Origin of the sequence: Variovorax sucrosi (assembly GCF_051216635.1) — a bacterium.
In the GTDB taxonomy this organism is placed as follows: domain Bacteria; phylum Pseudomonadota; class Gammaproteobacteria; order Burkholderiales; family Burkholderiaceae_C; genus Variovorax.
The window spans coordinates 74,174-85,959 of record NZ_JBPJZU010000007.1; the positions used below are offsets into that span (position 1 = coordinate 74,174).

Here is an 11,786-nt window from a genome sequence, read left to right on the forward strand (position 1 = left end):
ACTGAAGAACGGCCATGATCGCATGGCCGCAATTCGCCGACATGGAACGATTCCATCTATGGCAAGCTCGAAGCCGCCATGCAGCAATCTTCTTCGCACTACGCAGCCGTCAGCGGTTCGACCCGCCGCAGGACCGTCCTGAAAGTCATCGTGGGCACGACCGTGGCGGCCCCCGTCGCCGCCCTGGCCGGCTTCAACTTCTTCACCAGCGAATACACCATCGGCCGCGACGAGCTGCAGGCGCAGATCGCCAAGCGCTTCCCGGTGCGCCAGCGCTATGCCGAGCTGTTCTCGGTGAACCTGCGCGACCCGAGGCTGGTGCTCGACCCGACCGGCAACCGCGCGGCCATCACGGCCTTGATGACCATCGGCAGCCCGTTGATGCAACCTTCGAGCGTCGAGGGCATCGTGTCGGTCAGCAGTGCCTTGAAGTACGACGTGCCGGCCCTGACGCTGCGCCTGCACGACCCGCGCGCCGAGCGCATCGAGCTGCAGGGCCTGAACGGCCGCGACGCCGAACGGCTTCAGCAGATCGGTGGCCTGGTGGCGCAGGAGCTGCTGCGGGACTACCCGCTGCACACCTTCAAGGCCGAGGAGCTGACCGTCGGCCGCAAGACCTACGAGATCGGTGACATCACAGTGCAACAGGACGACATCAAAGTAGCGCTCAAATGAGCAACACGCGCGCCGTCTTCGTCGCAGCGCTGACGGCGCTTGCGCTCAGCGCCGCGCACGCCTTCGATATCCAGGCGCACCGTGGCGGCCGTGGCCTATGGCCCGAGAACACGCTACAGGCCTTCGACCAGGCCATCACCCTCGGTGTGAGCACGCTCGAACTCGACGTCGCGCTGACGGCCGATGGCGTGGTGGTGGTGTCGCACGACATGGCGTTGAACCCGGACCACACGCGCGACGCCACCGGCGCGTGGCTGCCCGCCACCGGCCCGCTGATCCGGTCGCTCACCTTCGCCCAGCTGCAGGCCTACGACGTGGGCCGGCTGCGACCGGGCAGCCAGTACGCGGAGCAGTTCGCGACGCAGACGTCGAAGGACGGCGAACGCATCCCCACCCTCGCGGGCGTGTTCGCGTTGGTGAAGGAACGCCGCGCCCATGCCGTGCGCTTCAACATCGAGACCAAGCTCGACCCGGCTCGCCCCGACGACAGCGCATCGCCCGAGGCGATGGTGCGAGCACTGCTGGCCGAGATCGACAAGGCCGGCATGGCCGAGCGCGTGACGATCCAGAGCTTCGATTGGCGCTCGCTCGTGCTGGTCGGAAAGATCACGCCGCAGATGCCGCGGGCCTACCTCACGACCGCGCGCACACTCAAGGACAGCCGCTGGACGGCGGGGCTGAATGCGGCGGATTTCGGCTCCACACCGCAATTGGTGAAGGCCGTGGCCGGCACCGCGCCGGGGCCGGTTGTCTGGTCGCCCGCCGGCAACACGGTGACCGCTGCGGCGGTGAAGGAAGCACACGCCCTCGGCCTCCAGGTGATTCCCTGGACCATCAACACGCGCACCGATATGGCGAACCTGATCGACCTGGGTGTCGACGGGCTGATCAGCGACTTCCCCGACCTGCTGCGCACCGAGGTGCGCCTGCGGGGCCTACCGATGCCGCTGCCGGCCGGGCCGGTCAACTAACGGCAATCAGACGTGCCGCGTGGCCGAGGTGCCGCGCTCGCCGCGCAGCGGCTGCGCATCGGCCCGCGCATGCAGCGCTTCGATGATGTGGCATTGCGCATCACTGCCGTCGCAGCTGTTGCGCAACGCGAGCAGGTCTTTCTCCAGCGCGCGCAGTTCGCGCAGCCTTTCGCGCACATGGCCGAGGTGCGCGTCGAGCGCGACGCAGGCGGCATCGCAATCGGCCTTGCTGCGCAGGTCGAGGCCGAGCAGCGTGCGCACCTCGTCGAGCGACATGTCCATCGCCCGGCACAGGCGGATGAAACGCAGCGTATGCACGTCGGCATCGCTGTAGAGGCGGTAGCTGTTGTCGCTGCGGCCCTGCGGCGCCATCAGGCCCTGCTTCTCGTAGTAACGGATGTTGGCAGCGCTCACACCGCTGGCGTGCGCTGCCTCGCCGATGCGGAAACCTTCAGCGGCGCGCGGCATGGAAGCAGACATGGCTTGACCTTCAAGTGACTTCAACGTTTCCAATCGTGGCACATCTTCAGAATCCAGAAAGCGCACGCCCCGAATGTCCCAGGATCACGCCTCCGCCACGACCGTGCCACAGCGCCCGGTCAAAGACGCCACCGGCTGCGAAAGCTGCTGCGGTGCGCCGATGCGGCTGCGCCCCGCCAGCGCGCCCGTAGCGCCTGCCGTGCCCGCGCATGGCGAAGCGGGACACGGTCACGATCACGCGCACGACGAGGCCAACGGCGACGGGCACGACCACGGCCCGCTGCCCGCGCTGCCGCGCATCATCGCCGCGCTGGTCGTCGCCGTGCTGGCCGAACTTGGCCACCTGCTCCTGCCCGACACCACCGTGGGCCGCGTCGGCGGCATGGTGCTCGCGGCGCTGGCCATCGCGCTGGCCGGCACCGGCATCTACCGCAGCGGCCTGAGCTCGCTGCTGCGCGGCAAGCTGGGCATCGACGCGCTCATGGCGGTGGCGGTCACCGGCGCCTTCCTGATCGGCCAGTGGCCCGAAGCGGCGATGGTGATGGCGCTCTACGCATTGGCCGAATTCATCGAGCACAAGGCGGCCGACCGCGCGCGCAACGCCATCGGCGGCCTGATGGCACTGGCGCCCGACGAAGCCGAGGTGCGCGGTGTCGACGGCCGTTGGCAGCGCGTGGCGGCACGCAGCGTCGCGGTCGACGCGGTGGTGCGCATCCGCCCCGGCGAGCGCGTGCCGCTCGATGGCGTGGTGACGGCCGGCAGCAGCGCGGTCGACCAGGCGAGCGTCACCGGCGAGAGCATCCCGGTGGACAAGGCCGTCGGCGATGCGGTCTTCGCCGCCACGGTCAACCAGACCGGCGAACTGGAGATGCGCGTGACCGCGGCGGCCGGGCACACCACGCTCGACCGCATCATCGAATCGGTCGAGCAGGCGCAGGCCTCGCGCGCGCCGACGCAGCGCTTCATCGAGCGCTTCGCCGCGGTCTACACGCCGGCCGTGTTCGCACTGGCAGTCGCCGTGGCGGTGCTGCCGCCGCTGCTGCTTGACTGGGCCTGGCTCGATGCGATCTACAAGGCGCTGGTGCTGCTGGTCATCGCCTGCCCCTGCGCGCTGGTGATCTCCACGCCGGTGACGGTCGTGAGCGGCCTCACCGCTGCGGCGCGGCGCGGCATCCTCATCAAGGGCGGCACGCACCTCGAGGGCGCGCGCAAGCTGCGCGCGGTGGCGCTCGACAAGACTGGCACGCTGACCGAGGGCAAGCCCGCGCTGGTCGCTTTTCAGGCCTGGGGCGGCGCGGACGAGGCGCAGGCACGCAGCCTGGCAGGCAGCCTCGCCGCGCGCTCCGACCATCCGGTGTCGAAGGCGATCGCCGCGGGCATCGACCTGCAGCGCGACGACGTGGCGGATGTCCGTGCCATGGCGGGACGCGGCACCGAAGGCCGCATCGGTGGGCGCGCGCTGGTGCTCGGCAACCTGCGGCTGATCGACGAGCGCGGCCTGCGCAGCGACGCGCTGGTGCAGGCCCTGACCGCGCACGAACGGCAAGGCCGCACCGTGACACTGCTGGCCGATGCGCAGGCGGTACTCGGCCTCTTCGCGGTGGCCGACACCGTCAAGCCCGGCGCGCGCCAAGCGGTGGCCGACCTGAAAGCGCTGGGCGTGACGCCCGTGATGCTGACCGGCGACAACGCGCTCACCGCCCGCGCCGTGGCCGACGCCGCCGGCATCGACGACGCGCGCGGCGACCTGCTGCCCGACGACAAGCTGAAAGCGGTGCGGGACATGCGCGAGCGCTACGGCATGACCGGCATGACCGGCGACGGCATCAACGACGCACCGGCACTGGCCCAGGCCGACATCGGCTTCGCGATGGGCGCGGCCGGCACCGACATCGCCATGGAAACGGCCGACGTGGTGATCATGAACGACGACCTCGGCCGCATCGCCGAGACCATCCGCCTGTCGCGCCGCACGCACACGGTGCTGTGGCAGAACATCTCGCTCGCGCTGGGCATCAAGGTGGTTTTCTTCGCGCTCGCGGTTTTCGGCAGCGCGACCATGTGGATGGCGGTGTTCGCGGACATGGGGGCGAGCCTGCTGGTGGTGGCGAATGGCTTGAGGCTGCTGCGCGCCCGGCTCTAGAATCGACCCATGCGTCTGCTGGTGCTCGTCCTCGCCATTGTTCTGCTGCCCCTGCGCGGTTGGCTGGGCGAGGCCATGATGCTCGCGCCGGTGCAGCAGGCCACGACCGGCCACGCGATGCATGCCATGGCCGAGGGCGCCATGGCGACGCACACGACACACACCACGCCGTCGGCAGACGCCCACGACATGCATGCAGCTCATGCCGCGATGGACCCAGGTGCCACACACGACGCACCCGACAGCGGCCATGGCGCGCACACCACCTGCGACACCTGCCAGTTCTGCCATTCCGTTGCGGTGACGGCCTGGCCCGAGGTGCCGATGCCGGCCGCAGCGCCGGCCCACGCGCCGGTCGCCGGCGCCATGCGCTTCGCCAGCGCCGAAGCCGTTCAGGGCTTCAAGCCGCCTATTTCCTGATCTCCCTGCCCGCAGTCCGTCCGCTGATCGCCTGTTCGGGGTGCTATGCGGCCGTTTCCTCGCTCGTGGAGATCCATCGTGTCCCAATTTCATCGCCCCGTCCGGGGCCGACCGCGCCGTCCTGACGGCGGCCTTCGTCTTCCTTTCACGCATCGTGCGGCGGCCGCCGCGCTTGCGCTCTTTCTGGCTGGTTGCGCCAGCGTCTCACCCGATGGCGGCGAGCGCGACGTGCAGGCGCTCGTCGCGCGCAACCCGATCGTCGGCGATGCCACGCCACGCCGCGCACCTGACGACGCCAGCCGGCAAGCCATCGATGCGCTCCTGCTGCAACCGCTCGACGCGCAGGCCGCCGTGCGCATCGCACTGGCCAACGGCCCGCGCATGCAGGAGGCCTTCGCGACGCTGCAACTGAGCGATGCCGACCGCGCGCAGGCCGCGTCGCTGCCCAACCCCGTGTTCGCCTTCGGCCGCCTGCGCGAAGGGCGCGAACTGGAGCTGGAACGCGCGCTGAGTTTCAACGTGTTGGGCCTGCTCACCCTGCCCTGGCAGGCCCGCTGGGCCGGCCAGCGCCATGAGGTCGCCAAGCTGCAGGCGGCGCAGAGCGTGCTGCAACTGGCAGCCGACACGCGTCGGGCCTGGGTGCGCGCGGTGGCGGCGCAGCAGGCGGTGATCTACCTGCGCGACGCCCGATCGGCGGCCGAGGCCGGTGCCGACCTGGCGCATCGCATGACGCAGGTCGGCAACTGGAGCGCACTGCAGCGCACGCGCGAGCAACTGCTCCTGGCCGACGCGTCGGCGCAGCTCGCGCGCGCCGAGCAAGCGGCGCTGGCCAGCCGCGAACAGCTGACCCGACTGATGGGCCTGACGAGCGCGCAGTCGGCATACCGTCTGCCCGACCGCCTGCCGCCCCTGCCGGTGTCGACGCCCACGCTGCCGGACGTGCAGGCCAGCGCGCTGCGCGACCGGCTCGACGTGCGCGCCGCGCAGGCAGAGGCCACGGCCACCGCCGATTCGCTCGGCCTCACGAAGGCCACGCGCTTCGTCGATGCACTGGAGATCGGCGCGGTGCGCAACACCACCTTCTCGAACGACGCCGATGGTGGCCGCAGCACGCAACGCGGCGTCGAGCTGGCGCTGCCGATCCCGCTCTTCGATTGGGGGCAGACCCGCAACGCGCGCGCCGAGGCGCTCTACGGCCAATCGGCCGTCCGCGTGCGCGCCACCGGCCTGCAGGCCGCGAGCGAGGCGCGCGAAGCCTACGGCGGATGGCGCAGCGCGTGGGACGTGGCGCACCGCTACCAGACCGAGGTGCTGCCGCTGCGCCAGAAGGTCAACGACGAGATGCTGCTGCGCTACAACGGCATGCTCGCGAGCGTGTGGGAACTGCTCGCCGAAACGCGCGCCAGCATGCTTGCGGTGAACGCGGCCATGGACGCGCAGCGTGACTTCTGGCTCGCCGACACCGAGCTGCAACTCGCGCTCACCGGCAGTTCGCCCGCGGGCCTGAGCGCCTTGCAGACCTCCGGCGACAGCGCCGCCGCCCCCACCGCAGGAGCCCACTGATGGACCGCCGCCACTTCTTCACCGGCGCGGCCACCGCCGTGGCCGCCGCCAGCGTCAGCCGCGTCGCGCTTGCTGCGCTGCCCGACGCGCACACGCAGTCGTCCACCGCCACCGCCGCGCCGCTGCTGCCGCCCGATGGCCGGCCCTACAACCCGGTCGTCACGCTCAACGGCTGGACGCTGCCGTGGCGCATGAACGGCAACGTCAAGGAATTCCACCTGGTCGCCGAGCCGGTCGTGCGCGAGATGGCGCCCGGCTTCAAGGTCAACATGTGGGGCTACAACGGCCAGTCGCCCGGCCCGACCATCGAGGTGGTCGAGGGCGACCGCGTGCGCATCTTCGTGACCAACCGCCTGCCCGAGCACACGACAGTGCACTGGCACGGCCAACGCCTGCCCAACGGCATGGACGGCGTCGGCGGCATCACGCAGCCGCACATTCCGCCGGGCAAGACGTTCGTCTATGAGTTCGTCGCGCGCCGGCCGGGCACCTTCATGTACCACCCGCACGCGGACGAGATGACGCAGATGGCGATGGGCATGATGGGCTTCTGGGTGACGCACCCGAAGGCCCGGCATCCGCTGATCGCCGAGGTACAGCGCGACTTCTGCTTCCTGCTGGGCAGCTTCGACGTCGAGCCCGGCAGCGCGACGCCCAAGGTCAACACCATGACCGACTTCAACACCTGGGCCTTCAACAGCCGCGTGTTCCCCGGTATCGACACGCTCAACGTGCGCCGCGGCGACCGCGTGCGCATCCGCGTGGGCAACCTCACCATGACGAACCACCCGATCCACATCCACGGCCACGAGTTCGAAGTGACCGGCACCGACGGCGGGCCGGTACCGAAGACGGCACGCTGGCCCGAAGTGACGACCGACGTCGCGGTCGGCCAGATGCGCCAGGTCGAGTTCGTCGCCGACGAGGAAGGCGACTGGGCGTTGCATTGCCACAAGAGCCACCACACGATGGGACCGATGGGGCACGAGGTGCCCACCATGATCGGCGTCGACCACCGCGGCATCGCCGAGAAGATCCAGAAGCTGGTGCCCGACTACATGGTGATGGGCGACAAGGGCATGGCCGACATGGGCGCGATGGAGATGCCGCTGCCCGATAACACGATGCCGATGATGACCGGCAGCGGCCCCTTCGGCCCCGCCGAGATGGGCGGCATGTTCACGCTGCTGAAGGTGCGGCGCGACCAGCGGCCCGGCGACTACCGTGACCCCGGCTGGTTCAAGCACCCGGCCGGCACAGTCGCGCGCGAGGTGCCCGGCGGCAGCGCGCCGCCCGCACCGTCACCGGCTGTGCCGCGCGCCACGGGTGCCCCCGACGCCAGCGTGCGCAAACCTTCCGGCCATGGCGGCCACGCGCATTGAACCCCTCCCTCACTTCTTCTCGAAAGATCCCCCATGAAACTCTTCCGAACCCTCATCGCCAGTGCCCTGCTCGCAGCGCCGGCCTTCGTCCTGGCACATGAAGCGCACACGCCCCGTGCCACGCAGGCCGCGCTGCCGCCCGAACAGCAGGCCTGGGGCATCGCCGGCGAAGCCCGGGCCGTGCGACGCACCATCGACATCGCCATGACCGACGACATGCGCTTCACACCGTCGGTGATCGAGGTGCGCGAAGGCGACACCGTTCGCCTGCGCCTGCGCAACCGCGGCAAGGAGCTGCACGAGCTGGTGCTCGGCACCCGCGCGACCATCGACGAACATGCCGAACAGATGAAGAAGCACCCCACCATGGAGCACGACGACCCGTGGATGGCGCATGTGAAAGCCGGCCGCACCGGCGAGCTGGTGTGGCACTTCAACCGCCCCGGCGACTTCGACTTCGCCTGCCTGGTCGGCGACCACTACGAACTCGGCATGGCCGGGCGCGTGCGTGTGCTGCCCGCCCGATGAACCCGCTGAACAACATGGAGTCCCTCATGAAAAGACGCACGCTTCTGCGCCACACGCCCTTCGCACTGCTCGCCGTCGGCACCCTGCTGTCGCCGGGCGCCTATGCGGCCGCACCGATGGTCGACATCTGGAAAGACCCCAACTGCGGCTGCTGCCTCGACTGGGTCAAGCACCTCAATGCCAACGGCTTCGCCACGCGCGTGCACGACGAAGGCAATGCCGCGGCGCGCCAACGTCTGGGCATCCCCGCACAGTTCGGCTCCTGCCATACCGGGCAGGTCGACGGCTACGCCATCGAGGGACACGTGCCTGCAGCCGACCTGCGACGACTGCTCAAGGAACGACCCCGTGCCGTGGGCCTCGCCGTTCCCGGCATGCCGATCGGCTCGCCGGGCATGGACGGCGCGGTATACGGCGACAAGCGCGACCCCTACGACGTGCTGCTGGTGCTGGCCGGTGGCGGCTCGCGCGTCTTCAGCAGCCACCGTTGAACCCACCGACGAAGGGACCCTTCATGACGCGACGATTCATCACGCCCCTGACCCTCGGCCTGGCCACCCTGTCCCTCGCCGCCTTCGCCCAGGCGCCGCTGCCCCTGGTCGACGGCGAGGTGCGCAAGGTCGACACCGAACAGCAGAAGATCACGCTGCGCCACGCCGAGATTCCCAATATCGACATGAGCCCGATGACGATGGTGTTCCGCGTGAAGGAGCCCGCCCTGCTCACGCAGGTTCAGGCAGGCGACAAGGTACGGTTCACCGCCGACAAGGTCGACGGCGCGCTCACGGTGATGACGATCGAGCCGGCGAACTGAGCCTCAAGCCGCGGCGCGCCTGCGGCTGAAGCGCTGCGGGTCGAAGGGCGCAAGCGACGTCTCCGGCGTCCGGCCGGCGAGTAGCTGCGCCGCCAGTCGGCCAGTGCGGGCCGAACCGCCCAGCCCGACATGGCCGTGGCCGAAGGCCAGCACCACGTCGGGCGTCGCAGCCGCAGGCCCGATGCAGGGCAGCCCATCGGGCATGCTCGGCCGGTGGCCCAGCCAGTGGCGCACGCCGGCTGCCTGTGCATCGAGCGGCAAGGCAGGAAACATCGAGCGCAGGTGGCTGTACAGGATGTCGGCACGGCGCCAGTCGGGTGCCGCATCGAGCCCACCGATCTCCACCTGGCCCGCAGCGCGCAGGCCGCCGTCCATGCTGTGCGCGATCAGCTTTCCGTCGGCCGCCATCATCGGCGTGCGCGGACCACCCCCGGGGGCGTCGACCATCACGTGGTAGCCGCGCTCTGACTCCAGCGGCACCGGCGAGCCCGCCGCACGCGCAAGCCCGGCCGAGTGCGCGCCAGCACAGATGGCCGCCGCGTCGCAGGCGATCTCGCCATGGTCGGTCAGCACGCCCCGCAGCCGGCCACCCTCGATGCGGAAACCCGTGGCACGCGCCACCACGCGCTGCGCGCCCAGCCGCTCGGCATGGCGCGCGAGTGCCGCCACATAGGCGCCCGGATCCCGGCAGTGCCCGGCCTCCGCCACGAAGATGCCGAGCGTGTAGCGGTCGTCGAGGTCGGGCTCGTGCGCGCGCAGTTGCGCCGCATCCCACTGGGCCCAGCGCACCCCTGTGCGCTCTCGCACGCGCCACGCCAACGCATCGCCCATGAACTCGGCCTGCGAGCGATAGACGTGCAGCAGTCCGCGGTGTTCGATCAGCCGCGGCACGCCGGCCTCGCTCGCCAGTTGCTGGTGCAGCTGCGGCGCATCGACGAGCAAGGTGCGCAACGCATCGGCGGTGCGCTGCACCCTTGCTTCGGTCCAGCCCGACAGCAGATAGCGCAGCAGCCATGGCGCAGCGCGCGGCAGGTGGCGCCAGCGCACCGCCAGCGGACCGAGCGGGTCGGCCAGCCAGCCCGGCACCTTGCGCCAGGCGCCCGGCAAGGCCGGCGGCACGACCGAATGGGACGACAGCCAGCCGGCATTGCCATAGCTGGTGGCGTGCTCGGCACCGGGCTCGCCTGGCTCGATCACGGTGACGCGCAGCCCCGAGCGCAAGGCTTCGATGGCTGTTGCGCTGCCGACCGCGCCGGCGCCGATGACGACGACATGGCGCCCGACTTCCGTGGATCGAAGGCTCTCTGGATGTTCACGTACCTTCATCACGCCGATCGTACGTGGCGCGGCCCCATTGGCCCGACGTTCGCCCGACAGTGGCGATCACGGCGATGATTGACCTTGCAGCGCCGCCGCGACCGACACTGCCAGCGGCGTCGTGGCGCGTCCGATCAGCGACGACAGGGCGCGACTGTCGTCGAACAGTGCGCCCTTCGACACCTCGACGTCGATCGCCGCCAGCGCCTCCGGCCACGGTGCCGGGACGCCAGCGCCGGCGAGCGCAGCGGTGAAGTCGGCCGGCGGCAGGTTCTTGTAGGGAATGTCCTTGCCCGTCTGGCGCGTGATTTCCGCCGCGAGTTCGGCCAGGGTATAGGCCGAGTCGCCTGCGAGTTCGTACGTCTTCCCCTCGTGGCCCGGCGTGCTCAGTACCGCCACCGCAGCGTCGGCGTAGTCGGCACGCGCGGCCGAAGCGATGCGGCCGTCGCCGGCACTGCCGATGAACGCGCCATGGGCGACGGCGGAGCCGACCGAGGCCGTGTAGTTCTCGGTGTACCAGCCGTTGCGCAGCAACGTGACATGCAGGCCCGAGGCGCGCAGCAGCGCCTCCGTCTCGACGTGCTCGGGCGCCAGGCTCAAGGTCGAGCGGTCGGCGTGGAGCAGGCTGGTGTAGACCACGCGCGTGACGCCCGCTGCCTTGGCCGCATCGATCACATGACGGTGCTGCGCCACGCGCTGACCGACTTCGCTGGAGGAAATGAGCAGCAGCGTCTCCACCCCGGCCAACGCCCGGCTCAGTGTTTCCGGGCGGCTGTAATCGGCCTCGCGGGCTTCGACACCCAGGTCGGCAGCCTTCGAAGGGCTGCGAACCAGCGCGACGATGTCGGCCGCCGGCAGCTTGGCGCGAAGTCCTTCGATGACGAGGCGACCGAGTTGGCCGGTGGCGCCGGTGACTGCAACTTTCATGAGATGTCCTGTGAAGTGATGAAAGCAGGCACTGTAGGATCTACACAAACTTTTTGTAAGTACGCACATGAAAGTAAGTACCCTCCCCACGCCGCCGCAGCCCGTGCCGCAGCAGCCCGCTCCACGGCCCCCCGCCCAGGACACGTCGGCGCTGCGGGGCGCCATGCGTCGCGGCGAGTTGCTGGTCGCAACCTGTCCCTCGCGCCAGGTGCTCCAGCACCTCACGAGCCGGTGGGGCGTGCTGGTCCTGCTGGTGCTGGAGACACGCATGCACCGCTTCAGCGAGCTGCGCCGGGCGATCGGCGGCGTCAGCGAACGCATGCTGGCCCAGACGCTGCAGGCGCTCGAGGGCGACGGCCTGGTCGACCGCGTGGCCTTCGACGTCGTGCCGCCCCACGTGGAGTACAGCCTCACGCCGCTCGGCCTGGAGGCTGCGGAAAAGGTCCGGGGTCTGGCCGATTGGATCGAGACCAGCCTGCCCCGGATTCTTCGGGCCCAGGACGGCCGTCGGCCCTAGTTCGACGCCCGGTACATCGGCGGCGCGATCCCGGGCCGGCAGGCCACCG

The 11,786-nt window shown here is 70.2% G+C and carries 13 protein-coding genes; 10 read left to right on the plus strand and 3 right to left on the minus strand.

Features of this window, described 5'->3' with window-relative positions:
• Positions 1 to 78 precede the first annotated feature (78 nt).
• Together ACSFBE_RS14800 and ACSFBE_RS14805 are read left to right on the plus strand one after the other, a co-directional pair.
• The gene (locus ACSFBE_RS14800; RefSeq protein WP_435491157.1) at positions 79 to 675 is read left to right on the plus strand and encodes a DUF1439 domain-containing protein; all 597 of its coding nucleotides are present in this window, start codon (positions 79 to 81) and stop codon (positions 673 to 675) included.
• Positions 672 to 1,646 (plus strand): glycerophosphodiester phosphodiesterase, encoded by a 975-nt coding sequence (locus ACSFBE_RS14805; protein ID WP_435491158.1) that lies wholly within the window; start codon positions 672 to 674, stop codon positions 1,644 to 1,646. The genes ACSFBE_RS14800 and ACSFBE_RS14805 overlap by 4 nt, the downstream gene beginning before the upstream one ends.
• 6 nt (positions 1,647 to 1,652) lie before the next feature.
• Here the strand turns inward: ACSFBE_RS14805 and ACSFBE_RS14810 are convergent, their stop codons facing one another.
• Complete coding sequence (locus tag ACSFBE_RS14810; protein WP_435491159.1) at positions 1,653 to 2,126, minus strand: Cd(II)/Pb(II)-responsive transcriptional regulator; 474 nt, start codon at positions 2,124 to 2,126, stop codon at positions 1,653 to 1,655.
• 73 nt (positions 2,127 to 2,199) lie between these two features.
• Between ACSFBE_RS14810 and ACSFBE_RS14815 the strand changes: the two genes are divergently transcribed.
• The 7 genes from ACSFBE_RS14815 (at position 2,200) to ACSFBE_RS14845 (ending at position 8,976) form a co-directional block, all read left to right on the plus strand.
• On the plus strand, positions 2,200 to 4,269 hold the full coding sequence (locus ACSFBE_RS14815; protein WP_435491160.1) for a heavy metal translocating P-type ATPase: 2,070 nt from the start codon (positions 2,200 to 2,202) through the stop codon (positions 4,267 to 4,269).
• Between the two features lie 9 nt (positions 4,270 to 4,278).
• On the plus strand, positions 4,279 to 4,689 hold the full coding sequence (locus ACSFBE_RS14820) for a hypothetical protein (RefSeq protein ID WP_435491161.1): 411 nt from the start codon (positions 4,279 to 4,281) through the stop codon (positions 4,687 to 4,689).
• A gap of 78 nt (positions 4,690 to 4,767) precedes the next feature.
• The gene (locus tag ACSFBE_RS14825; RefSeq protein WP_435491162.1) at positions 4,768 to 6,252 is read left to right on the plus strand and encodes a TolC family protein; all 1,485 of its coding nucleotides are present in this window, start codon (positions 4,768 to 4,770) and stop codon (positions 6,250 to 6,252) included.
• Complete coding sequence (locus ACSFBE_RS14830) at positions 6,252 to 7,634, plus strand: multicopper oxidase family protein (protein WP_435491163.1); 1,383 nt, start codon at positions 6,252 to 6,254, stop codon at positions 7,632 to 7,634. Before ACSFBE_RS14825 ends, ACSFBE_RS14830 begins: the two co-directional genes overlap by 1 nt.
• Before the next feature lie 33 nt (positions 7,635 to 7,667).
• Positions 7,668 to 8,162, plus strand: coding sequence for a cupredoxin domain-containing protein (locus ACSFBE_RS14835; protein WP_435491164.1), 495 nt, complete (start codon positions 7,668 to 7,670; stop codon positions 8,160 to 8,162).
• 26 nt (positions 8,163 to 8,188) lie between these two features.
• On the plus strand, positions 8,189 to 8,653 hold the full coding sequence (locus tag ACSFBE_RS14840) for a DUF411 domain-containing protein (protein ID WP_435491165.1): 465 nt from the start codon (positions 8,189 to 8,191) through the stop codon (positions 8,651 to 8,653).
• Between the two features lie 23 nt (positions 8,654 to 8,676).
• A complete protein-coding gene (locus tag ACSFBE_RS14845; protein ID WP_435491166.1) occupies positions 8,677 to 8,976 on the plus strand; it encodes a copper-binding protein in 300 nt (99 codons plus the stop codon).
• Positions 8,977 to 8,979: 3 nt separating this feature from the next.
• On the opposite strand, the gene ACSFBE_RS14850 is transcribed toward ACSFBE_RS14845, so the two are convergent.
• Both ACSFBE_RS14850 and ACSFBE_RS14855 read right to left on the minus strand, forming a co-directional pair.
• Positions 8,980 to 10,302 carry an NAD(P)/FAD-dependent oxidoreductase gene (locus ACSFBE_RS14850; protein ID WP_435491167.1) on the minus strand — a complete coding sequence of 441 codons (1,323 nt, stop codon included), beginning with the start codon at positions 10,300 to 10,302 and terminating at the stop codon, positions 8,980 to 8,982.
• Between the two features lie 57 nt (positions 10,303 to 10,359).
• Positions 10,360 to 11,220, minus strand: coding sequence for an SDR family oxidoreductase (locus tag ACSFBE_RS14855; protein ID WP_435491168.1), 861 nt, complete (start codon positions 11,218 to 11,220; stop codon positions 10,360 to 10,362).
• Between the two features lie 67 nt (positions 11,221 to 11,287).
• Between ACSFBE_RS14855 and ACSFBE_RS14860 the strand changes: the two genes are divergently transcribed.
• Positions 11,288 to 11,737 (plus strand): winged helix-turn-helix transcriptional regulator, encoded by a 450-nt coding sequence (locus ACSFBE_RS14860; protein WP_435491169.1) that lies wholly within the window; start codon positions 11,288 to 11,290, stop codon positions 11,735 to 11,737.
• Positions 11,738 to 11,786: the final 49 nt, after the last annotated feature.

Excerpts from the sequence above, each read along its gene's own strand:
- ACSFBE_RS14800 (WP_435491157.1), top strand. The coding sequence starts at position 79 with ATGCAGCAATCTTCTTCGCACTACGCAGCCGTCAGCGGTTCGACCCGC.
- ACSFBE_RS14805 (WP_435491158.1), top strand. The coding sequence starts at position 672 with ATGAGCAACACGCGCGCCGTCTTCGTCGCAGCGCTGACGGCGCTTGCG.
- ACSFBE_RS14810 (WP_435491159.1), bottom strand. The coding sequence starts at position 2,126 with ATGTCTGCTTCCATGCCGCGCGCCGCTGAAGGTTTCCGCATCGGCGAG.
- ACSFBE_RS14815 (WP_435491160.1), top strand. The coding sequence starts at position 2,200 with ATGTCCCAGGATCACGCCTCCGCCACGACCGTGCCACAGCGCCCGGTC.
- ACSFBE_RS14820 (WP_435491161.1), top strand. The coding sequence starts at position 4,279 with ATGCGTCTGCTGGTGCTCGTCCTCGCCATTGTTCTGCTGCCCCTGCGC.
- ACSFBE_RS14830 (WP_435491163.1), top strand. The coding sequence starts at position 6,252 with ATGGACCGCCGCCACTTCTTCACCGGCGCGGCCACCGCCGTGGCCGCC.
- ACSFBE_RS14835 (WP_435491164.1), top strand. The coding sequence starts at position 7,668 with ATGAAACTCTTCCGAACCCTCATCGCCAGTGCCCTGCTCGCAGCGCCG.
- ACSFBE_RS14840 (WP_435491165.1), top strand. The coding sequence starts at position 8,189 with ATGAAAAGACGCACGCTTCTGCGCCACACGCCCTTCGCACTGCTCGCC.
- ACSFBE_RS14845 (WP_435491166.1), top strand. The coding sequence starts at position 8,677 with ATGACGCGACGATTCATCACGCCCCTGACCCTCGGCCTGGCCACCCTG.
- ACSFBE_RS14850 (WP_435491167.1), bottom strand. The coding sequence starts at position 10,302 with ATGAAGGTACGTGAACATCCAGAGAGCCTTCGATCCACGGAAGTCGGG.
- ACSFBE_RS14855 (WP_435491168.1), bottom strand. The coding sequence starts at position 11,220 with ATGAAAGTTGCAGTCACCGGCGCCACCGGCCAACTCGGTCGCCTCGTC.
- ACSFBE_RS14860 (WP_435491169.1), top strand. The coding sequence starts at position 11,288 with ATGAAAGTAAGTACCCTCCCCACGCCGCCGCAGCCCGTGCCGCAGCAG.